Here is a 22,501-nt window from a genome sequence, read left to right as displayed (position 1 = left end):
CAAGGATATGCAGAAATTGTTGGACGACATAAGGACGGAGATGGAAACGTTGAAGGGATGCGTCGGACGCATGGAACAGCGTTTGGACGAACTTCAGGGCAAGCTGGCCGAATTGAGTGAACTGCTCCAGGCGGGTTCGAGGACTCAGACACCCGAACCGTTGAAGCCTGAAGAGCCTGTGGCTCCCGCGCCCCCCATACAGCCTTCTGTCCGCCCTGTGGAGCCTCAGGCGGAAGCTCCCAAGCCGGCCGAACAGCCGGCAGAGGATGGCGTTGCGGCCTCTTCCATCTTGGGCGAGCGCATCCGGCCGGCGGCCGATTTGCGTCATGCCCTCAGCCTGAATGATTCCTTCCGTTTTACCCGCGAGTTGTTTGGCGGCGACGGAGCGAGGATGAACCGCGTATTGGCCCATCTGGGCGAGGCCGGCTCGTTTGCCGAAGCCCTGTCGATGTTCGGGCAGGAGGTTCATGTGGCCGAGGACAACGAAGCTGCCGCCGATTTTGTAGAATTGCTTCGTAAGTATTTCAACTGACAAGGTGAGGGAGAGCAAGCTATGGGAAAGTTATACATCGTACCGACGCCGGTAGGCAATCTGGAGGACATGACATTCAGGGCCATCCGCATCCTGAAGGAGGCCGATTTGATTTTGGCCGAAGACACCCGCACCTCGGGCATTCTGCTGAAGCACTTCGAAATCAAGAATGCCATGCAATCTCATCACAAATTCAATGAACATAAAACGGTCGAAAGTGTTGTTAATCGTATAAAGGGGGGCGAAACGGTGGCTTTGATTTCCGACGCAGGCACGCCTGGCATCTCCGACCCTGGCTTTCTGATGGCACGCGAATGTGCCCGCAACGGCATCGAAGTGGAGTGCCTGCCGGGAGCGACCGCTTTCGTGCCCGCCTTGGTGGCTTCAGGCCTTCCGTGCGACCGCTTTTGCTTTGAGGGTTTCCTCCCTCAGAAAAAAGGCCGTTCTACCCGCCTGAAAGCATTGGCCGACGAGACGCGAACCATCGTGTTCTATGAATCGCCCTATCGGTTGCTGAAGACCCTGACCCAGTTTGCCGAGTGTTTTGGCCCCGACCGTCAGGCGTCCGTCTCGCGTGAGATATCCAAGGTGCACGAAGAGACGGTACGTGGCACCTTGGCCGAGCTGGTGGAACACTTTACGGCCAACGAGCCGCGTGGCGAGATTGTTATAGTTGTAGCAGGAATAGACTAAAGAATAAGTACTAAAAATTAAAACGTAAAAAACGAGAGCGTATGAAAAAATTAGCTTTTTTAGTTGTATGTGCAGCCGTAGTGGCTTCGTGCGACAGCTTTTCAGGTGGTAGCAAAGACCAGTTGAAGGCTGAAAACGATTCTTTGAAACTGGAATTGAACCAGCGGAATGCCGAGCTGGACGAGATGATGGGTACATTCAATGATATCTCCGAAGGCTTCCGTCAGATCAATGCGGCCGAGAACCGTGTGGACTTGCAGCGGGGTGCTGTGGCCGAAGGCTCGCCGAGCGCACGCCAACAGATAGCATCCGATATCGAGTTCATCCGCAAGCAGATGGAAGAGAACCGCCAGCAGATTGACAAGCTGCAGCAGATGTTGAAGACCAGCAAGAACAACTCGGCCCAGCTGAAGCGTGCCGTCGACCAGCTCACGCAGGAATTGGTGGCCAAGACCCAGCGCATCGAGGAATTGCAGGCCGAACTGGCTGCCAAGAATATCCGCATTCAGGAACTGGACGCTGCCGTGACAGACCTCTCTGCACAGAAGGACCAGCTGACGGCCGAGAATGCTGCCAAGTCCAAGACCGTTTCCGAGCAGGACAAGCAGTTGAATACCGCCTGGTTTGTATTCGGAACCAAGAAGGAATTGAAAGACCAGAAGATACTTTCCAACACCGGCCTGTTCAAGAAGGGTGAGGTGCTGCAGGATGCTGAAATCAACAAAGACTACTTCACTGAAGTCGATATCCGTACAACCAAGGAAATCAAGCTCTATTCCAAGTCGGCCGACATGTTGACAACCCATCCCAACGGCTCGTATGCCTTCGAAAAGGACGATGAAGGCCTGTTGACGTTGAAAATTACCAATCCGCAGGAGTTCTGGAGCGTATCCAAGTACCTTGTCATTCAGGTAAAATAAGTCTTTCAGACAACATTGATGGCGCAGACTGGAGCGGGCAGGATTTGAAGCACACGTTGCTTCCTGCCCGCTTGAGCCTGCGTTTTTTATGGTTGGCAGGCGGAGCTGTTGTCAGGTCCCTGCTCTATTTTTTTAGTGAATTTATGTCCTCCCTGTACAAGAATATATTTTTTGACCTCGACGATACCTTGTGGGCCTTTTCGGCCAATGCGCGCGACACGTTCGAAGAAATGTACGTCAAGTATGGATACGCCCGTTTCTTCACGTCCTTCGACCATTTCTACAGCCTCTATCAGAGACGCAACCTCGAGTTGTGGGAAGAGTACGGTCAGGGGCAGATAACGAAGGAAGAGCTCAACCGCCAGCGTTTTCTCTATCCTCTGGAGCAGGTGGGGCAGGGCGATGCGGATTTGGCCAAACGTTTTTCCGAAGACTTCTTTTCAGTGATACCCACCAAGAAGAAGCTCCTGCCTCATGCCCTCGAGGTGCTCGACACATTGTCTCGCCATTATCGTCTTTATATCCTTTCCAATGGCTTTCAGGAGCTGCAATGCCGCAAGATGCGTTCGGCTGGCATTGACGGCTACTTCCAGCAAGTTGTCCTTTCCGACGACATCGGGGTGCTGAAGCCTCATGCCGAGATTTTCCGGCATGCCCTTTCGGTTACCGGATTTCAGGTGGAAGACTCCCTGATGGTAGGAGACAGTTGGGAGAACGATGTATTGGGTGCCCGCGGAGTGGGTATGCATCAGGTCTATTTGGACGTATGTCGTAGGGCCGACCTCCCCTTTGAACCCACTTATCACATAAGTGACTTGAAAGAACTGCTTTCTTTTTTGTAATATCTGTAGAATCGTTTTATCTTTGTTCTGTTTTAGATTTTGAATTTACGCTATGGATGCTATTTTGCCTTTTGCACTGCTGTGCCTCACTTCCTTTTTTACTTTGACCAATCCTCTGGGTACCATGCCCGTTTTTCTGACCATGACACAGGGCATGACCGACAAGGAACGTCATAGTGTCATCACAAGGGCCACTCTGACCGCTTTCATCATTATTATGGTCTTCACTTTTGCCGGTCAGTTTCTGTTCTGGTTCTTCGGCATTTCCACCAACGGCTTTCGCATAGCGGGCGGAGTCATTATCTTCAAGATAGGCTTTGACATGTTGCAGGCCCGCTACACCCCCATGAAGCTGAAGGACGAGGAAATCAAGACCTATGCCGATGACATCTCCATCACTCCTTTGGGCATTCCCATGCTTTGTGGACCGGGAGCCATTGCCAATGCCATTGTGCTGATGCAGGACGCCAATACCATCGAAATGAAGAGTGTGCTGATTGGTTCCATCGCCTTCATCTATCTGCTCACCTATTTTATTCTTCGCGCATCTACGCGCCTGGTCAATGTGTTGGGTGAAACAGGCAACAACGTCATGATGCGTCTGATGGGTCTCATTCTGATGGTGATTGCCGTAGAGTGTTTTGTTGGCGGCATGAAGCCTATTCTGGTGGATATCTTGAAGGAAGGGCTGGCAGGATTTCTCAAATAAAGGCTGGAACATCATTGCAAAATAATTTCGGCACGGAATGGTCGCTTTTCAATATGCTGGCCATTTCGTGCCGAGTAATTTTTGTATTCAAGGAAACTGATCCTGTTACTTGACAGAGATTGTTTGATTGGTGAATACAGGTGGGTTGAACGGTCTGGTCGCTTCTTCGTAAGTAGCACGTGTAGCCGCTTCTGTTGGCATTGGGAGATGGGCCTGGTCGAATGCTACAAATTCTTCATAATTGTATTCCCATTCTTTTCCATATGCTGTGCTCATCACACGCTTGTAGATTGCCTCACGTGAAGGAGCATTGAAGCCATGCATATTGCTTCGCATCATGCTTTCGGTTGTCGGTCGGTAAGCACCGCTCCAATATGTACAAGCCCCTTCGTAGATACCTAAAGTTTCACCGTAGTTATCCTTTCCTTGGTAACGTGAATCTTTCAGAAATTTACTCCAGAGTACAGCATTTCTATCATTGGTGAAATCTACATTGGCTGCCCATCCCATTTCCTGCATCTTTTGTGTATCTGTTATTTCAGAGGTTGGTATTCTTCCCATTTCTTGATACGAATATTCATCCATCAGTTTGCTGAAACCGTGTCCGATACATTCATGGCAAAGCACTCGGCGGAACATATCATCTTCCATTCCGTAAATCATAGGGCAATAACCAATGGCCAGATTGATGGTTTTTACTCCATCGTTAAAGCCAAAATAGCAAGTTCCGGCATACTCTTCTGTATTTAGGATGACGATACAGGTCGCTTCATTGAACAGTTCGGGATTTTCTTTGAGAGTAGGTACTTCCATGGCATATTCTTGTACTTTGGAATGGTTCCCTTCTATCAGTGTACTTCCGCCCCCTTCCAACCGGCAACTGAACTTTGTATTGAATTGATTTCCAAAAGCATTGTTTAAAGAAACGGCTGTCACCATCCATATATCAAAATAACTGCGAAGAGATTTAATAGGCTCTTCAGTAAAGAAATTCTCTATACCTTTTTCCATGGCTTGCCGATAGTAACCATTGCTGATATCTGTATCAAGAAAACCATCTCCTAAAAATATGAGAGGAATTCCGTTTCCTTCGGTATGTTCTTGTATTAAAATTACTTTTTTATCTTGTGTGGTCAAGTCGGATGAAGTACCGACAGGCGCTTCTTTTTGGTTGATATTGATGGTGGCTGATTCCATTAATATCTGATTCTCATCGTTTATGTTTACGACCTGTATCTTGAGTTTGGCATTTCTGGCCACACGCCTTTCGTTGGCTTGTATTTTTAGGGTGATTTCTCCTTCCTGTATTGCGCGGGTCAGGGTGTTTTCTTTGGGAGTAATCCACGAGTAATTGTCTTCAGCCTTTAAAGTGATTTTTCCATTCTGTATATTGGTAGCGAATTTTATGCTGATTTCCTGTTCGTCAGCAGAAAGATCATAGACGGTCTGTTCTATATTTAGAACATCCATTGCCGCTTGTGTAAAAGTAACTTGAGCAGTTGCTTCTCCGCACGATAAAGTCAAAAGTCCTGTGCGTACTTCTCCCGTTCTGTTTTCTTCCTTAGCCAAAATTCCAATACTGGCTGTACCTGCTTTGCCAGATGTGGGAGTTATTACAGCCCAAGAAGCATCTGTAGACGCTTTCCAATCATGTGTACTGGTAAAATCAACGGTAATTCGTGAATTAATGCCAGAGGCTAAAATTTGATTTTGACTTTGTTCCGCTATAGTAATGGAAGCTGGTGTTTCTTCTTCCTTGGAACATGCTGCTATAATCGTAAATACAAAAAGCAGACATAATAGATGATAAATTTTTGTTTTCATGTGGATTAGGTGGCTGTCTTAAGTTAAAAAGGGCATCCTCATTAAACTGGGATGCCCTTTACATATTGGTTTCAGTTTATTATTTGGTCGTTTCTACCTTTCTCATTACAGTATCAGCCGTAAACCATGTGTATCCTGTAAATTGGCCTGTTGCAGAACTGAATAAAGCAGCAGTCATCGGATAATCAAATAGAATTAAGTTCAAATCTTCATTCCAGGAGGCTGACAGTGGATCGGTTACAAGATAGTTTCCGTCGATATAAGCAAGTACAGCATCTGCTACTCCTACAGGATCTCCAAAATCAAGTCCTTCTGCCAGTACTGTGTTCATTTTTACAGTAAGACCCTGAGGTGTGTATGCTATTGTAAATGGCATTTCAACTCCTTGGAGGGTCATTGTGCAATCGTAACCAGAGCGATCTTCACGAGTATTTAATACGATTGCCAAATTGCCTGCTCTACCGGCACTCAACGTCCAGTTCCCTGCCAAATTTGCATAAGGATCGGGAATTTCTTCGATGTTAACTTTACATGTGGCATTCCCTATAGTTGCACCTTCAGCAGATGTGATTTTTACTGTAAAAGAACGGTCTAAGTTATCTTCAACAGTGTAAACTGATGAACGCAATTCTGCTTGAACAGTTTCTACACCTGAAGGCATAATAAGACTATTACTTGTCAGAATGATGGTTTCATCATTGGTAACAGAGGTCCCATTACAATCTGTAACTTCTATATTGACTCTTACAGGGCCTGTATGGTCACCTTCCAATGAGATGGGAATTTCTACCATGGAAGTATTTTCCGTCACTGATAATTCAGTGGATGCAAAGCCTACGGTAGCGTTTCCGCTATTCATTTCCTCATCATCGCTACAAGCGGCAAATGATATCGGAAGTAAGCATAAAGCTAATAATTTGAGATATTTCATATGTTCTGTTCTTTTTAATTAAGTATATCAATTAATAACCAGGATTCTGTTGGCCTTTCAGCTGAGGATTTGCATCATACTCTGCTTTGGGGATAGGCCATACGAAACGATTATCACCAGCTTGTTTGGACAATGCAGTGGTGTTCACTCCACCCGGCTGAAGAACCATGGTTGATTCTTGGTATGCATTAGCACGATCGATGCCAAGATTCCAACGCTTCAGGTCGATTAACTGGAAACCTTCACCCACCAATTCTTTGTGGCGTTCGTTCTGAATGGCTGTCAATATCGTGGCATTTGTATAGCTCTTGTCAGTATATTCTGCAATACGTGTACGACACAAATCGTTCAAGTATTTGCTGGCATTCGTTACATCATTCTTTGCGGCGTATGCTTCCGCTGCAATCAGATATTGCTCGGCAATACGGAATGGTTTCGGCTTGTTGATATAGTGATTATCCACAATTGTTTGTGAATATATATCGGGGTTGCCGGGGTATTTGTCGAAAACATATACGTCTGCTTCCGAGCCGTTTGACAGAGCTAAATGATAGGGAGCAAAGAAAGATGTGAAACGAATATCTTTGTCTCCGTCCGTATAGAGGTCAATCAAGCTTTGAGAAGGAATAAAGTCCATTACTTGTGGATCTCCATTTTTGTATTGTCCCCAGAACATTGTACCGTTTGTAGAGCAGAGTTCATCTGGAGCGGCAGTATATATCTGCCAGATAACTTCTGTACCATAGTCTGTTACCCACATAGCACGGAATGCTTCTCCGTCATTGATAAGAGGATATTTGTTGCTGCTTATCAGTCCTGTAGATGCGCTTATTGCTGTATCATAGTCTTTTGTCCATAATGCAACGCGTGCGCGCAGAGCTGTTACCAAATCCTGGCTGATGTAGTTGTATTTGGCCTGAGTATCGGAATTAACAGTTTTGTTTTCATTTACCAATCTTTCAGCCTCTGTCAAATCTTTGTTGATCTGCTCAAATGTAGCTTGCAAAGATGAACGGCCCGGATATTTACTGTTGTCGGTAGCATTGGAAACGTATGTCAGCTGTAAGGGAAGTCCATAAACCTCAGCGGCTGTGCTGGGATCGTATGCCTCGCAGAAGAACGTTGCCAGATTGTAATAGGCAAATGCACGTGAGAAATAAGCTTCTCCTGCCCAACAGTCGATTAAAGCACGGTCTGCTTCACTAATACCGGGTATTTCACCGTTTACCAATTTCTGATAAGAATCAATATAATAATTGCTACGTGCAATCAAAGTGTAGAAGTTACCCCAAATGGCTTCGATGTTACCATCAGAAGACTGGAAATCCCATCTGTATTGATTTCCATACGTGTTACTGTAGCTGGCGGTAGCATGAAAGTCTGCGCATTGGAATTCCGGTGTCAGAACGTGTCCACCCGAAGTCAGAGTCCTATATGGAGAATATAAGCCGATACGGGCACTTTTGAAGTCATTGGCTGTAGTCATGTACTGACTTTCTTCTACAGCATTGTAGGGATATTTCTCCATGTCACAGGAAGTCAATCCCACTGCTGCAAACAAGACGGATAAAATAATATTTCTTTTTTTCATTTTCATAAATTCGTTAGTGGTTCATGTTTAGAAAGTGAGTTCAAGTCCAAACGTAAACTGCTTGGTATTCGGATAGTTACCCAGCTGCATGTTACTGTCAATTTCCGGGTCATAACCTCTATACTTGGTAACAGTCCACAGATTACGGCCTACGAAGAATACACGGGCGCTTTCCATGAAACCTGTACGACGCATCCAGTTCTTCGGCAGATCATAGCTGACTGTCAGGTTTTTCAGACGCATGAATGATGCATTTTCCAACAAGTGGGTGTCAAATTGCATCGGAGAGTCGGGAGTTGAGATGTTGGTAATATCACCCGGCTTCTGCCACATAGTGAACATGTCAGCAGTCTGATTCATAGAGTTGGCAAATTGAGGATTCTCAGTAAACCAGCGTTCGTTGTTCACCATATATTGTCCCAGCATGTATGCAAAATCTGCAGAAACCGTAATTCCCTTCCATTTGAGGTTTGTTCCGAAACCACCAGACCAAGGAGCATAACGTTGTTTGCCTGTAAATACAGCATCGTCTTCAGAGAAAGTCTTGGTCAAGTTGCCATTCTTGTCATACCACATGTTATAACCATCACGAGGATCGACACCTGCCCAACGGTTATAGAAGTATTCACCATAAGGCTTGCCAACCTGAAGTTTCAGACCTGTATTTGCCAATACATATTCGTCCAGACCATTGAACAGTTTGGTTATTTCATTTTTGTTGTAGTTTACGTTTGCTGAAATACTCCAGTTAACACCTGCTACGTCTTTAAGAATGTCTATATTTGCTGTAATATCCACACCACGGTTGCGCATGCTGGCTACATTACCCCAACCTGCAGAGAAACCAGTTGTATAGGAGAAAGGAATCTGCATCAACATGTCTTCTGTCAGACGGTTGTAGAATTCTACATCCAAATTAACTCGGTCGAACAAACGGGTATTCAAAGCTACGTTGGCAGTTTTTACAACTTCCCATGTCAGGTCTGGATTGGCAGGATTACCAATTGCTGTACCAGTTTCTCCACCGTACATGGAACCGGAGCTGATAAGACCATAAGCCATGTATGCAGAAAGAGCTGAAGAGTTACCTACTGTACCGTAGCTGGCTTTGAGTTGTAAGTCGTTAATCCATTCTACATCGCTCAGGAAGTTTTCTTTCTTCAAGTCCCACATAGCGCCTACAGACCAGAAGTTACCCCATTGGTTATTAAGACCGAAGAGTGAAGAACCGTCACGACGATAAGATGCATCGAAGAAGTATTTCTCGTCGTAATTGTAACTCAATGTTGCAAAATAGGAGTTGAATACGGTTTCTGATTTGGAATGTGAAGGCTTTTCTGTTGTGGCACCTGCACTAAGCAACATAAGACGAGTGTCTGTCAAACCATTGACTCTCACACCAAATGACTGGTCTTTTGAGATGATAGACTCCTGACCACCCAGTAAGGTTACGTTGTGGTTGTCAATATTGAATTTGTACTCAGCTGTATTCGTGTAAGTGAACGAGTAGTAACGTTGGAAACTTTCTGATGCAGTTCCTGCTCCGATGAAAGGTCCTTCCGGATAAGCCACTCCTGAGTTGCGGTAGTCGAATGCTTCAACTGCTTGGGCTGCACGGATATTCAAGCCTTTAATTGGATTGATGTTAAGGTAAGTATTACCGTTGATACGAATCAAATCGCGGTTTGAAGGTTGTAATTCAGACAAGTAATAAGGATTGTACACACCACCTTGTACTCTGTCGAAGAAATCCAGACGTTCACCGAATCCTGTAAAATTTCCTCCCTCGTCGGTCAGGATTTCATAATAGCTCTGGTCAGGACGATATACACGGGCTGCAAAAGCTTTGTTGTACAAGCTGTTGGCACTGTTACCAAAAGCAGCTGTATTGTATTTCTGGAAAGACAAGTTGAGGTTGACACCTGCTTTCATCCATTTGTTGATGTTAGCTTCGATGTTTGAACGGAGTGTTTCACGACGCAAGTCTGAATCGTCCATAATACCTTCCATGTCGTAATGTCCGAAAGAGAAGAAGTAGTTAATAGTTTCCGTACCGCCTGTTACGCTCAAGTTGTATTCTTGCATCGGAGCAGTTCCTCCAAAGAATACATCAGACCAGTCTGTAGAGATACCATTGTTAATATAGAAATTCTTTTCTGCCTGGAATTCTGCATTGTTTACCAGTGACGGATCCAGAATCTCCTGGAAATTCAGCCACTGTTCGGCATTCATCATTGTTACGTTATCACCTGTCATTTTGGACAGACCGTACTGGGCACTGATATTGATTTTGGCTTTTTCCCCTCTTTTACCTTTCTTGGAGGTCAAGATAACGACACCGTTGGCAGCACGCGAACCATAGATTGCTGTAGATGAAGCATCTTTCAGTACGGTCATATTCTCGATGTCGTTCGGGTTCAATGAGGTGAATGTACTGGCTGAGATAGGAGAACCGTCCAATATAAACAGAGGTGCGGAGCTACCTTCGATGGAGCTGACACCACGCAGACGCATGCTGACGCTTTGGCTGGGCTCACCGGAAGGCGTGAAGACCTGCAAACCTGCTACCTGACCTTGAAGAGCATCACCTACGTTGGCTACAGGAGCATTGGCCAGTTTTTCACTTCCTACTGCCGTTACAGAACCAACGACGCTTCCGAGTTTTTTGCCAGAACCATAACCGGTGATTACAACTTCATCCAAAAGTTCTGTATTCGGCTTCATCATAACCTTCAGATTGGGCCGGATTGTAACTTTTTGTTCTTCCATACCAATGTAGGAAATTACCAAAGTCTTCGCGGAACTTGGTACGTTCGCAATCTGGAACTTACCGTCTACATCAGTAATAGCACCGAGCTGAGTGTTTTCAACTCTTACTGACGCTCCAATAACTGGCTGCCCGTCTTCTTCGGAAATCACAACACCTGTGACGGTCCGAGTCTGGGCAGTTACTAAGCCTATTCCTACAAAGAGGCAGGCCAATAACAGCATTAATTTTCTTTTCATAAATTCTCTCTTAAAGTTTAACTTTACATTAATTGTTTCTTTACTCTAACGAAATGCAAATTTATTAATAAATATGAAATGCGCAATTGTTTTATCAAGAAAAGCTGTAAAATCTGTCAAATTGTTATTTGATGTCGTTTTTTTATGCTTAATAACAGCTTTTGATGCATAGTTGAGCCTATATGCATCCTTTTGAGGTGTCAATATGTAGCCTGAAATTTAGCACACTTTCCAAATAAATATATGAATTTTATGCAAAAACGTTAAAAACGGAGGGCGTTTTTGTTTCAAAAAACAATATCGGAGAACATGTTTCCTACGAAAAAGCACTCCGCAGAGGAAAAATAACGGGGAGAAAACGTCTATTTAACGGGTGCCATACGACCTTTGGAGGGTTGCTTCAAAGGATGGATTGGCAGCCTGATGACAATTGCCCTAATTACTTTAACAAAATGGATAAAATAGTTTACAACCTGGTTTATAACCGAAAAAAGAGCCTCAATGGGAAGGGTACAGCACTGGTACAAATTGAGGCTTATCTGAACCAACGGAAAAAGTATTTCTCCACGAAAGTGTATCTGAAGCCGGAACAATGGGACTGTAAAAGACAACTGGTAAAGAACCACCCCAACAGTGGAGCACTCAACTGGTGGCTGCACGAAAGCATCGCAAGAATTGAGAAAGTGGAGCTGGACCTCTGGCAACAAGGCAAGCCCATAACACTGGAGATTATAAGGGATGCCATGCGGACGAAAGAAAACATACGGTCTTTCCTGACATTCTATGAGCGGGAAGTCTCACAAGCAAATCTGAAGGAAAGTTCCCGCAGAAATCATCTGACGACCCTCGCACTGCTGAAGGCTTTCAAGGCGGAAGTGGAGTTTTCCGAAGTGACTTTTGATTTTGTCTGTGCCTTCGAACAGCATCTCCGCAGGAAGGGCTACCACATCAATACCATCGCCAAGCACATGAAGCATTTGAAGCGATACGTCAACATGGCCATCAACAAGGATTTTATGGAGGAACGCAAATATGCCTTCCGCAAGTATAAGATTAAGACGGTAGAGAACTCGCATACCCATCTGACGCCGGAGGAATTGGAACGATTGGAGGAATTGCGGCAATGCGGATGTTCGAGGCAGCAGAAAAGGACCTTGGATGCCTTCCTGTTTTGCTGCTATGCCGGGCTCAGATACTCTGATTTCGTGCAGATGACCTCACAAAATCTCATAAAATGCCGTTCGGAGGTTTGGCTTGTCTATAAGTCGGTCAAAACTGGGACGGAAGTACACTTGCCACTCCATTTGTTGTTCAACGGCAAGGCAGTAGCCATTCTTGGGGAGTACAAAGGCAATTTGGACGGATTCTTTCGGTTGAAAGACAATTCCAACATCAACAAAGAGTTGAGGATACTTGCCGAACGGGCACAGGTGAACAAACGGGTGTCCTTCCACACGGCACGCCACACCAACGCAACCCTCCTTATATATAATGGTGTAAACATTACGACCGTGCAGAAGCTGTTGGGACACAAAAGTGTGAAAACCACCCAAATTTATGCCAATATCATGGACCGCACCATCGTACACGATTTGGAGATGCATCAGGAGCGTTTCGGCTCGGGCGTTCGGAGGAGACGGTTGACGCCTCCCAAATAGATGTTCAGAGGGAAGGGCAATCCTGCACTTAAAGGAAAAAGTTCCGTTTTCTTCAGGCAATGCTTTGCATCGTCACTTGCAAAGCTTTACGATGCCACTTGCAAAGCTTTGCATTGCCCTTTGTAAAGCTTTGCATTCTCCAGGGAAAAGCATCGCTTTACCCAGCCTAAAGCATTGCTTTGCCCGGCTTAAAACACAACTTTGCCCAGCTTAAACCGTCGGTTTAAGCTGGGCAAAGAAAAAGGAAGGTCCGTCAATTGGAAGCATCCAACTCCGGCGTCGAATATCTATTGAATGTCAACGGGCACAAAAGGCTGTTTCTTTTCCTGGTCAAGCGGAGTGGCCCGATAGGAAATCCGTGCGAAATCTATCTTGGACAGGTCGATGCGGCGGATGGCGCTGTTGTACATCGTACGATAATAGATGACCCTGTTTGTAATGTCGGTAGCGGTAGTCCATTGTGTGGCGCTGGGAATGTCGGCCGGAATCTTGCCGTCGGCAAACTCTACGCCGATGGGAATATCGAAATTATTCAAGATCTGGAGCCCTTGGCGGACGGCATCTTCTGCCGTGTCCTGTATCGGAGCCGTAGTTTGATAGAAGGCGGCACGGACAAATCGCGACGGCGGAGTGACATCGCCGGGGATGCCCAGAAAACCACTGCCTGCTCCGAAAGAGCCAATCTGCACACCGCCCATCTTCTTGGTCTCAGCCGTACCCGCATACAGATTGACATAGTTGTTCAGATTGGTCATCTGCCATTCGAAGCCCGGCGAATTGGTCAGCACACCCAGTTGGTTTTCGTAGAAACAGGGCTTTCCGCCGATGATTTCCAACACAATCTGTCGCCCCGAAGCATCGGCGAACCTCCAGTGGACGGTCGAAGCGCGCGGATCTATCGCGATGACATGTGCCTTGGCCACAGCCTCCTTCACCTGCTCCACGTTGGCGCAGCTGCCCAATATCCACGAAACGAGCTGGAGGTCGGTCACACTCTGCTGCTTTTGGGTCTCATTATAAGCCTCATACTGCCCGTAGCCAGGGAAATAGAACAAGCCGGCAGACAATCCGGCTTCGTTGAGCCCTTCAACCACAAATTCCTTCTGCTCGACAGAAAGCCCTACATAACCATAACGGGCCACCATCTTCATGCCGTCCAGCGTATAGCCCGGCACGTATGAATGCTGCACATATCCGCGGGGGACAATCACGTACTGGCTGTTCAGTTCACTTCCGCCCCATTCGATGGTGCGGGCCACTATTCGCGCACTGTCCTTAGCCGTCAGTGTAATGCCGGTACAGGCGGCAGCTTTCTGTCCTGCCAGAAACGTCATGGCTACAGCCATGCATGTAATAAAAATCTTTTTCATTGCAATCAAGTTTTATACAAGTAACAAATTTACAACTAATATGTTTACGATGTATCTTTTTAGGCAAAAAATATGCAGGGTTGTCCACTTGTCTTTGTTAAAAGCATTGTCTGCCCCTAATGGAAACGGTAGCAAACAGGTACTTCCAACTATTTCCACCCCGCGTCAGATGCACTTCTGACGCAGTGACATTCTCCAGTTCCTGCGTTTCCGTGCATAACATCCCCCTCCAGCAGGCTGGAAACGGGGTGCGGAGTTCCGCGAAGACTTTGGTGATTTCGTACATCGGTATGCAAACCACAGAAGTCAAAATAGGGCCTGACTTGAAAATTGTGTTGAAATCAAATGCGGAACTGTTGGATGAAGTTGTTGTGGTCGCTTACGGTACTGCCAAAAAGGAATCATTGACCGGGTCTATTTCAGTTGTTGACAATAAAAAAATCGAAAAACGTATCACGACCAGTGTAACAGGTGCATTGGAAGGAGCAGCTCCCGGTGTACAGGTAAACAACACTTATGGTGAACCGGGATCAGCCCCAAGCATCCGTATTCGCGGATTCGGAACATTGGTTTCTGGAGCTTCCGATCCTTTGTACATTGTAGATGGTGTGCCATTCGATGGCAATATGGCAGAATTGAACTCTAACGATATCGAAAGCATCTCTATATTGAAAGATGCCGCATCTGCCGCATTGTATGGAAACCGTGCCGCCAATGGAGTAGTTCTCATCACAACAAAGAATGGACGCAATACGAACAAGCCCAGTATCACTCTCCAAGTCAACCAAGGCATTTACAACAGAGGTATACCTGAATATGAACGTTTGGACGCAGACCGTTGGATGGAAGCATCCTGGATGGCCAAAAAGAATTCTATGATAAGCAATACGGGAATGAGCGAAAGTGAAGCTGCTGCTTATGCGACCGGACATCTTGTCAGTGAATCCATTGGACGTAACATTTATAATGCCGCAGATGACCAATTGTTTGATAGCAATGGCAAATTGATAGCTTCCCGCTTGCCGGGCTATGATGACCTGGACTGGGCCGATGCCGTAGAACGCAATGGGCATCGTCAGGAATACAACTTGTCTGCCGCTACCTCTGGAGAAAAATACAGCATCTATTCTTCCGTTGGCTACCTGAATGAAAAAGGGTATGTAATAGCTACCGGATATGAGCGTTTTTCAGGTCGTATCAATTCCACTTATTCTCCCAACAAATGGTTTAAGGCCGGTGTCAACTTAACGGGGTCTTGGACAAAAAGAGATTATAACAGCAATGCAACTGGCAGTTATTATGCCAATCCGTTTTACGTCGCAAGATACATGGCACCTGTCTATCCTATCTATTTGCATAATGCTGACGGAACATACCAGCTGGATGAAAATGGTGAAAGGATGTACGATACAACTTCTCCTTACTTGAGTAACAGAAACGTGATATACGAGATGTTGAACAATAAGGAGGAAAGCGTTCGAAACGTATTGGGAACTCAGGCTTTTGCCACCATTTCCTTGCCTTACGGATTGTCGGTGACAGTCAAGGGAGACCTCAACAACAGTACTACCAACAATAAAAAATACGATAATCCCGAAATCGGTGACGGTGCTACCAATGGCGGACGATTGACAAGCTATGCTTATCAATACAGGACAATGACTCTGCAGGAAATCATCAATTGGAATTATCAATTCAATAAAGTGCATAACGTTGAAGCCATGGTCGCGCATGAAAGCTATAGCTGGGAACGGAAGTACACGGCTGGAATGAATACCGGTATGGCAGTGGACGGAAACCTTACAATGGGCAATTTCCTTACCAATTCTTATTTTATTGGAAGTGACGATGAAGATAAGACCGAATCTTATTTGGCACGTGTAAAATACAATTATGATGACCGCTATTATTTGGAAGGTTCATTCCGTCGCGATGGTTCATCCCGTTTCCACAAAGACAACCGTTGGGGTAATTTCTATTCCGTAGGTGCAAGTTGGAATATGAAACGGGAGGAGTTCCTGCAGGATGTTGATTGGATTGACCATATGAAACTGCGTGCATCTTATGGTGAAGTCGGCAATAACATGGGTGTAAGCTACTATGCTTATATGGCCTTGTATACGATTGATAAGAACGGAGGGCAACCCGCTTTGATAAAGCAGTCACTTGCTGCTCCTGACATTAAATGGGAAACCACCCAAACGGTAGATGTAGCCGTAGAAGGCCGTCTGTTTGACCGCCTAAATTTCCAAATCGGTTACTTCGACAAGCGTTCCAAGGATTTGTTGTTTGAAGTTCGTTTACCTCTTTCTGCCGGTTCTTATCCTTGGAATGATGCAACAATGAACTTGACTCAATACAAGAATATAGGTACTATTTCCAATCGTGGCTGGGAAATATCTTTGAATGCAGATGCCATCAAAGGAAATGACTGGAAGTGGAATCTTGGCGTAGATGCGACATTCCTGAAGAATAAAATAATCAAACTGCCCGATGGAAAAGATATTCTGAATGGCATGCAAAACTATTCTGAAGGACATTCTATTTACGAATTCTATACATATCATTACGAAGGCGTGGACCAGATGACTGGCAACGCCCTGTATACCCTAGATCCGGAAAAGATTGATGAAGCAAGAGAAGCCGGCGCATTGGTCAATATCAACGGACAGGATTATACAACGACAACATCTTATGGCAAACGCGATTGGGCAGGAAGTGCACTTCCTACAGTATATGGTTCCATCAGTTCTGCCCTTTCATGGAAGAATTGGGATCTGAACATGCTTTTCACCTATTCGTTGGGAGGCAAAGTTTATGATGGTTCATATCAAAGTCTGATGAGTGTTTCTGAATCGGGAGCAGCAGGCAGTGCATATCATAAAGATATTCTGGATTCTTGGACAGCCGTTCCGGAGGGTATGACAGAAACTTCTGCCAACCGCATCGATCCGAACGGAACGCCTCGGGCCGATTTTTATAAATCTTCCGACTTGAACGGTACCAGTGACCGTTGGCTGACAAGTGCTTCTTATTTTGTTTTCAAGAACTTGAACTTGTCTTATAGTTTTCCGAAACGCTGGATGAAGAATATAGGATTGGAAGGACTTTCACTGAATTTTGGTGTGGAAAATCTCTTTACCCTTACATCCAGAAAAGGCTTGAATCCGCAGTATTCTTTCAATGGAGGATATGATGACACATATGTAACAGCACGTGTATACAATTTTGGCCTTACTATGAAATTCTAACGTTCTAACAACAAAAACTTAAAAAAATGAGAAGATATATCAATAAAATAATAATGGGCGGCTTGCTGGCGAGCGCCCTGTTGGTATCGTCGTGTGCCGGTGACTTTCTTGATACAGCTCCAACAGATTCAACCGGAGCATCCGATGCCATTGGAACTACAGCCAATGCAACAAAGGCCTTGAATGGTGTTGCCAAACTTATGACGACACAACACTCTTATTTTGGTCAAGGGTTTGCCGGAGAGAATAATATCATTGCTCACTACGAGAATTATCCGAGCCAGAATTATCTGTATAACTATTATGCCTCCGGATGGTCTCCCATCCATAACCAGGAATTCCATTCACGTACCAATTCCATTTATGATGCCTATGCTTGGTATTATTACTATTCTATTATAGGCAGTGCCAATACGATTATTGTAAATATTGACAATGCAATAGGTACTGAAGCAGAAAAGGCTTTCATCAAGGCTTCTGCCCTGACATTCCGTGCCTATGCATTTGAGAAACTTATCCATTACTATTGTTGGCGTTGGCAGGACTCTAATAATGGAGCTTCACAAGGGTTGGTATTGCGTCTTGACGAGTCAACCGGCAGTTTAGGCTATTCAACTTTGGCTGAAACTTATACGCAAATCTATAAAGATCTCGATGAGGCTATTTCACTGTTTGAACAGAGTGGCATGGACCGTTCTTCATCGGAAGTTTGGATGCCTAACCTGAATGTGGCCCATGCGGTTTATGCCCGTGCTGCATTGACAAAACAGGATTATGCGAAAGCTTTGTCAGAAGCAAGTCTGGCACGCAAGAATTTCCCGCTTATGTCCAATGCGGATTATCAGGCTGGTTTCTGCAACCCGACAAGTGAATGGATTTTTGGAAGTTATGGAGGTTCGCAAGAAAACAACTGGTATTGGAGTTATGGTACTCAGTTTGCTTGTAATGGTTACTATGCTTCCAGCACACAATGCGGAGCAGGTGCCATTGGGCGTGAACTGATCAACCGCATTCCAGACAATGATGCACGCAAGGCTTTGTTTCTCACAGAAGACAAATTCCCTGGATACAATTTCAATGATGGTTCAGCAATGGACCAGACTTATGGAATTTTTGGCTTGGGCAATAATGAAGCCGCATCCAACAATCTTTGGGAGGAAGCTGCTGCTTATTGCAATAAAATGGCGGTTAGTGGTTTGGCAGCACCTTATCAGGCCGGATATATGTATCTGGGAGGACAACTGAAATTTTATGTGTTTGACACTCCGGGGGTTGGTTATCTACCGTTTATACGTTCATCAGAAATGGTCCTGATTGAAGCGGAAGCCAATTATTTCTTAAATAACGAAACGGCAGCACAAGCTGCACTGGTAGAATTGAATGCCACTTCCGGACGAAACCCCAATTATACATGTAGCAAAACAGGCAACGAACTTTGGAATGAAATCATGGATTATCGGGAATTGGAACTTTGGGGAGAAGGATTTGCCTGGAGTGATTACAAACGATGGAACCGGGATGTTGTACGCAAGAGTTTCGCGGAAGGCGGCAATGCGCATATCACAATAGCCAAAACTATTCCGGCCAGCGGAGTTAATAAATGGACATGGGATGTTCCTTTAAATGAAACAGATTATAATGATGAATTAATCCCTGGGCAACCTGAATAAACAGATTGGATTTCAGTTAATATAAATTTTGAAATCATTTGTCGAAAGATAAAGTCCCTTATCTCTTGTGAGGTAAGGGACTTTTTGTATGGTTTCATTTATGAAGATTCCCAAAGTTTCATGACTTGCCGTTATGTCCCCAAGTCGGGAATTCAGCCCTATAACAATTATATTTTGACAGACAAGTGGGATAACGTGGCTACAATCAATCCGTATAATCAGATATTTTCAGAAAGGGCTTTCTATAGACATTTTTTGTACAAATCAGTGACTCTTATTCAATAGCGTGATTTTGCCAGTTTCGAACATGAACTTATGTGAATTTCTTGATAGGTCGTTCGTATTCATTAGAGAAGTTTCTCTTCGTTACCTCACATATAGGCAACCTTAATTTTGTAACACATTATAAATTCTTCTGTATTAGCTATTTACTTTAATTTTGGGTAGAATATCAGTATCTTTCATATTCATGCCGGTTTTGTACAAGATTCTGGGGCATGTCTTTGCATATAGTAACCGGATTGAGAACAATCTATAATGCATTTGTTATCAATTGATTATAAGGATGTTGAGTTCCGCGAAGACTTTGGTAATCTCGTATATTGGACTCCAAACTCAAACAGTAACGATCAAACCTAATCTGAAGATTATGATGAAGTCTGATTCTGAGATGTTGGATGAAGTGATGGTGGTGGCTTATGGTACAGCCAAAAAGTCTTCGTTTACAGGATCGGCTAGTGTGGTAAGTGGTGAGAAGATTTCAAAAATGCAAACCTCTAATGTCTCTAAATCGTTGGAAGGAGCAATGGCTGGTGTGCAGATTTCACAAAGCAGTGGTCAGCCAGGTTCTTCCGGTTCGATTTACGTACGTGGTTTGGGATCAATTTCCGCCGGTAAGGAAGCATTGATTGTTGTAGATGGCGTGCCTTACGAAGGAAGTTTGAACCAGATTGCCCCCAATGATATAGAATCAATGACTGTTTTGAAGGATGCTGCCGCCAACTCTTTGTATGGTGCTCGCGGAGCCAATGGTGTAGTGTTGATCACAACCAAGAAAGGAAAGACAGGTAAGGCAAAAGTGGTGTTTGAGAACCGTACCGGTGTGAATATGCGTGGTGTTCCTAGTTATGACGTATTGGATAGCCCCGCAGAATATTATGAATTGTATTGGGAGTCTATGCGAAATAATGCTGTTTATGCCCAAGGAGCTTCGTATCTGGAAGCAGGCAAATATGCTTCAGCAAATCTCGTTACAGAATTGGGTGGATACAACAATTATAATGTTCCTGCAACAGAATTGGTTAATCCTATAACAGGACGTCTGAATCCGAATGCTCAGTTGCTGTATCATGACGATTGGTTGGATGAGGCTTTCCGCCCAGCTTTGCGTCAAGAAAATACAATTTCTTTGAGCGGAGGTACAGATAAGACAAGCTATTATGCTTCATTGGGTTATCTTTATGACAATTCATATACGGTCAATTCTGATATGAGCCGTATCAACGCTCGTGTGAAAATTGATCAGCAGGTAAACAATTGGTTCAAGGCTGGATTTAACTTGGCCTATAGTAATGTAAAGACCAATTCACCCAACGTTGGGTCGTCTACATATTCTTCCATTTTCTTCTTCGGCCAGACCATAGCTCCGATTTATCCGGTTTATATGTACGATGTTGAAGGAAACAGAATATACGATTCTAATGGCAATGTACGCTATGATTACGGTACGGAGATGGGTAAGCGTCCTGTAGGAGCCAATGCCCACCCCATTGACCAACAGCTGAACAATATATATAGAGGTACTACTGACGTCGTGAATGCCAAAGCGTACGGTGAGTTCTCTTTCCTGAAAGATTTCAAATTGACGGTAAATGCCAGCATCGATAATTTCAATAGTCGTTCTATCTCTTTCCAAACACCTATTGGTGGTGATGCAGCCAATGTCAATGGGCGTAGTACCGCCAGCATGAGTCGTTACTATGTTATCAATGCCAACCAGCTGTTGAATTGGTCGCATACATATAACGAAGTACACAATCTGGAGGCTCTGCTCGGTCATGAAACAAAAATGGACCGCAGTGAAAGCGTTTCGGCTCAAAAAGAAAACTTTTTGGTTCCCGATAACCCGGAACTCGTAAATGGCGCCAAACTGAATGACGCCACCTCGTCGGCAGCAGAATACTCATTGGAAGGCTACTTCGGCCAGGTTAAATACAATTATGACGAAAAGTATTACATTTCAGGAAGTTATCGTATGGATGCTTCTTCCCGTTTCCATCCTGATCATCGCTGGGGTAGTTTCTGGTCGGTAGGTGGTTCTTGGAGAATGAACAAAGAAGCCTTTATGGAGAGTCTGACTTGGATTAATGACTTGAAGGTAAAGGCTAGTTTCGGTACACAGGGTAACGATGACATTCCCAATAACCAGCCCTACAAAGATCAGTATCAGGTAGTCAGCAACGATGGTGCCATCGGTATCCAGTATATATTCCGTGGTAACAAGGAAATCACCTGGGAAAAGAGTAACAACTTTAATACTGGTGTTGAATTCAAATTCTGGGACAGACTTTCTGGAAATATTGAATACTTCAACAAAACGACCTGGGATTTGCTCTACTATAAACCCCTTCCTCCTTCTCAAGGTGTACCGGGCGGTATCTACGAAAACACAATGCGTATGCGCAATCAGGGTGTAGAAATAGAATTGTCTTATGACATCTTTAAGCAGAACAACTTCAAGTGGAATGTGGCTTTGAATGCGACTCACTACCAGAACGAACTGTTGGAACTCCCTGAAGATCGTCCACAGGATGGTTGGGCAACAGGAAATTATTTCCGTAAAGTGGGCAAACCGTTGTATAACTATTACGACTATAAATTTGCAGGAGTAGACCCCGAAAACGGTGATGCTCTGTATTGGGCTGACGAAAAGGACGAGAATGGTAATGTCATTGGACAAAAGACTGTAAACAGCACTAGCCTGGCTACACGTTACGAACTTGACAAATCGCCGATTCCTGCTGTATATGGCGGTTTCTCTACTTCCTTGGAGACTTATGGATTCGATATGAATGCCAGCTTTGCCTATCAGATTGGAGGCTGGGTGTACGACAGACTATATAGCGGCTTTATGTCATCAGGATCAGCCGGTAATAATTGGCATAAAGATATCCTGAACCGTTGGACACCTGAAAACAGATATACAGATGTACCCCGTCTGCAAACCAACTCATTGGATCAGGGTTGCTCGGGTGACCGCTCTCTGACCAAAGCATCTTATTTGAGTTTGCGTAACCTGACGATTGGTTATACTTTACCTAAAAAATGTCTGGAGAAACTTCAAATCGAACGTTTGCGTTTCTACGTAGTAGGTGATAATCTGTTCCTGCTCTCGGCACGCCGTGGTTTCGATCCTCGTCAAAGTATCTTGGACGGTGAAACAGGTTATAACTATTCAGCAATGCGTACTGTTTCATTCGGCATCAACTTAGAATTTTAATAACT

14 protein-coding genes are annotated in these 22,501 nt (G+C 44.7%); 9 read left to right on the top strand and 5 right to left on the bottom strand.

Annotated features, from left to right (window positions below):
• Positions 1 to 7 precede the first annotated feature (7 nt).
• The 5 genes from BQ7483_RS04330 to BQ7483_RS04310 all read left to right on the top strand — a co-directional run bounded on the left by BQ7483_RS04330 (position 8) and on the right by BQ7483_RS04310 (position 3,696).
• Positions 8 to 532, top strand: a complete 525-nt coding sequence (locus tag BQ7483_RS04330) for a hypothetical protein (RefSeq protein WP_022021885.1) — start codon at positions 8 to 10, stop codon at positions 530 to 532.
• A 21-nt stretch (positions 533 to 553) separates the two neighbouring features.
• Positions 554 to 1,225 carry a 16S rRNA (cytidine(1402)-2'-O)-methyltransferase gene (rsmI, locus tag BQ7483_RS04325; protein ID WP_022021886.1) on the top strand — a complete coding sequence of 224 codons (672 nt, stop codon included), beginning with the start codon at positions 554 to 556 and terminating at the stop codon, positions 1,223 to 1,225.
• 41 nt (positions 1,226 to 1,266) lie between these two features.
• A complete protein-coding gene (locus tag BQ7483_RS04320) occupies positions 1,267 to 2,145 on the top strand; it encodes a Cbp1 family collagen-binding glycoprotein adhesin (protein ID WP_022021887.1) in 879 nt (292 codons plus the stop codon).
• A gap of 143 nt (positions 2,146 to 2,288) precedes the next feature.
• A complete protein-coding gene (locus BQ7483_RS04315) occupies positions 2,289 to 2,987 on the top strand; it encodes a YjjG family noncanonical pyrimidine nucleotidase (protein WP_072545018.1) in 699 nt (232 codons plus the stop codon).
• A 52-nt stretch (positions 2,988 to 3,039) separates the two neighbouring features.
• Positions 3,040 to 3,696 (top strand): MarC family protein, encoded by a 657-nt coding sequence (locus BQ7483_RS04310; RefSeq protein ID WP_072544909.1) that lies wholly within the window; start codon positions 3,040 to 3,042, stop codon positions 3,694 to 3,696.
• 105 nt (positions 3,697 to 3,801) lie between these two features.
• On the opposite strand, the gene BQ7483_RS04305 is transcribed toward BQ7483_RS04310, so the two are convergent.
• The 4 genes from BQ7483_RS04305 to BQ7483_RS04290 all read right to left on the bottom strand — a co-directional run bounded on the left by BQ7483_RS04305 (position 3,802) and on the right by BQ7483_RS04290 (position 11,048).
• Positions 3,802 to 5,520 (bottom strand): M64 family metallopeptidase, encoded by a 1,719-nt coding sequence (locus tag BQ7483_RS04305; RefSeq protein WP_072544908.1) that lies wholly within the window; start codon positions 5,518 to 5,520, stop codon positions 3,802 to 3,804.
• A 79-nt stretch (positions 5,521 to 5,599) separates the two neighbouring features.
• The gene (locus tag BQ7483_RS04300; RefSeq protein WP_021847460.1) at positions 5,600 to 6,451 is read right to left on the bottom strand and encodes a hypothetical protein; all 852 of its coding nucleotides are present in this window, start codon (positions 6,449 to 6,451) and stop codon (positions 5,600 to 5,602) included.
• Between the two features lie 31 nt (positions 6,452 to 6,482).
• The gene (locus tag BQ7483_RS04295; RefSeq protein ID WP_162274241.1) at positions 6,483 to 8,042 is read right to left on the bottom strand and encodes a RagB/SusD family nutrient uptake outer membrane protein; all 1,560 of its coding nucleotides are present in this window, start codon (positions 8,040 to 8,042) and stop codon (positions 6,483 to 6,485) included.
• A gap of 27 nt (positions 8,043 to 8,069) precedes the next feature.
• Positions 8,070 to 11,048 carry a SusC/RagA family TonB-linked outer membrane protein gene (locus BQ7483_RS04290; protein WP_072544906.1) on the bottom strand — a complete coding sequence of 993 codons (2,979 nt, stop codon included), beginning with the start codon at positions 11,046 to 11,048 and terminating at the stop codon, positions 8,070 to 8,072.
• 452 nt (positions 11,049 to 11,500) lie between these two features.
• Between BQ7483_RS04290 and BQ7483_RS04285 the strand changes: the two genes are divergently transcribed.
• Positions 11,501 to 12,706 carry a site-specific integrase gene (locus BQ7483_RS04285; protein ID WP_072544905.1) on the top strand — a complete coding sequence of 402 codons (1,206 nt, stop codon included), beginning with the start codon at positions 11,501 to 11,503 and terminating at the stop codon, positions 12,704 to 12,706.
• A gap of 287 nt (positions 12,707 to 12,993) precedes the next feature.
• Here BQ7483_RS04285 and BQ7483_RS04280 read toward each other — a convergent pair whose 3' ends face one another.
• Positions 12,994 to 14,076, bottom strand: coding sequence for a linear amide C-N hydrolase (locus tag BQ7483_RS04280; protein ID WP_072544904.1), 1,083 nt, complete (start codon positions 14,074 to 14,076; stop codon positions 12,994 to 12,996).
• Positions 14,077 to 14,324: 248 nt separating this feature from the next.
• Here BQ7483_RS04280 and BQ7483_RS04275 point away from each other — a divergent pair, with 248 nt between their 5' ends.
• The 3 genes from BQ7483_RS04275 (at position 14,325) to BQ7483_RS04265 (ending at position 22,496) form a co-directional block, all read left to right on the top strand.
• Positions 14,325 to 17,327, top strand: a complete 3,003-nt coding sequence (locus BQ7483_RS04275; RefSeq protein ID WP_262493911.1) for a SusC/RagA family TonB-linked outer membrane protein — start codon at positions 14,325 to 14,327, stop codon at positions 17,325 to 17,327.
• Between the two features lie 26 nt (positions 17,328 to 17,353).
• Positions 17,354 to 18,997 carry a RagB/SusD family nutrient uptake outer membrane protein gene (locus BQ7483_RS04270; protein WP_072544903.1) on the top strand — a complete coding sequence of 548 codons (1,644 nt, stop codon included), beginning with the start codon at positions 17,354 to 17,356 and terminating at the stop codon, positions 18,995 to 18,997.
• A gap of 565 nt (positions 18,998 to 19,562) precedes the next feature.
• Positions 19,563 to 22,496: a SusC/RagA family TonB-linked outer membrane protein gene (locus tag BQ7483_RS04265; protein WP_072544902.1), complete on the top strand. Its 2,934-nt coding sequence runs from the start codon at positions 19,563 to 19,565 to the stop codon at positions 22,494 to 22,496.
• Positions 22,497 to 22,501 lie beyond the last annotated feature (5 nt).

It is taken from the genome of Mediterranea massiliensis (assembly GCF_900128475.1).
GTDB classification, from domain to species: domain Bacteria; phylum Bacteroidota; class Bacteroidia; order Bacteroidales; family Bacteroidaceae; genus Bacteroides; species Bacteroides massiliensis_E.
The sequence above is the reverse complement of the archived record's forward strand: the minus strand, read 5'-3'. Positions and strand labels throughout refer to the sequence as shown.

Bases quoted from the DNA above. Each gene is read 5' to 3' on its own strand.
- BQ7483_RS04330 (WP_022021885.1), top strand. From the start codon at position 8: ATGCAGAAATTGTTGGACGACATAAGGACGGAGATGGAAACGTTGAAG.
- rsmI (WP_022021886.1), top strand. From the start codon at position 554: ATGGGAAAGTTATACATCGTACCGACGCCGGTAGGCAATCTGGAGGAC.
- BQ7483_RS04320 (WP_022021887.1), top strand. From the start codon at position 1,267: ATGAAAAAATTAGCTTTTTTAGTTGTATGTGCAGCCGTAGTGGCTTCG.
- BQ7483_RS04315 (WP_072545018.1), top strand. From the start codon at position 2,289: ATGTCCTCCCTGTACAAGAATATATTTTTTGACCTCGACGATACCTTG.
- BQ7483_RS04310 (WP_072544909.1), top strand. From the start codon at position 3,040: ATGGATGCTATTTTGCCTTTTGCACTGCTGTGCCTCACTTCCTTTTTT.
- BQ7483_RS04305 (WP_072544908.1), bottom strand. From the start codon at position 5,520: ATGAAAACAAAAATTTATCATCTATTATGTCTGCTTTTTGTATTTACG.
- BQ7483_RS04300 (WP_021847460.1), bottom strand. From the start codon at position 6,451: ATGAAATATCTCAAATTATTAGCTTTATGCTTACTTCCGATATCATTT.
- BQ7483_RS04295 (WP_162274241.1), bottom strand. From the start codon at position 8,042: ATGAAAAAAAGAAATATTATTTTATCCGTCTTGTTTGCAGCAGTGGGA.
- BQ7483_RS04290 (WP_072544906.1), bottom strand. From the start codon at position 11,048: ATGAAAAGAAAATTAATGCTGTTATTGGCCTGCCTCTTTGTAGGAATA.
- BQ7483_RS04285 (WP_072544905.1), top strand. From the start codon at position 11,501: ATGGATAAAATAGTTTACAACCTGGTTTATAACCGAAAAAAGAGCCTC.
- BQ7483_RS04280 (WP_072544904.1), bottom strand. From the start codon at position 14,076: ATGAAAAAGATTTTTATTACATGCATGGCTGTAGCCATGACGTTTCTG.
- BQ7483_RS04270 (WP_072544903.1), top strand. From the start codon at position 17,354: ATGAGAAGATATATCAATAAAATAATAATGGGCGGCTTGCTGGCGAGC.
- BQ7483_RS04265 (WP_072544902.1), top strand. From the start codon at position 19,563: ATGTTGAGTTCCGCGAAGACTTTGGTAATCTCGTATATTGGACTCCAA.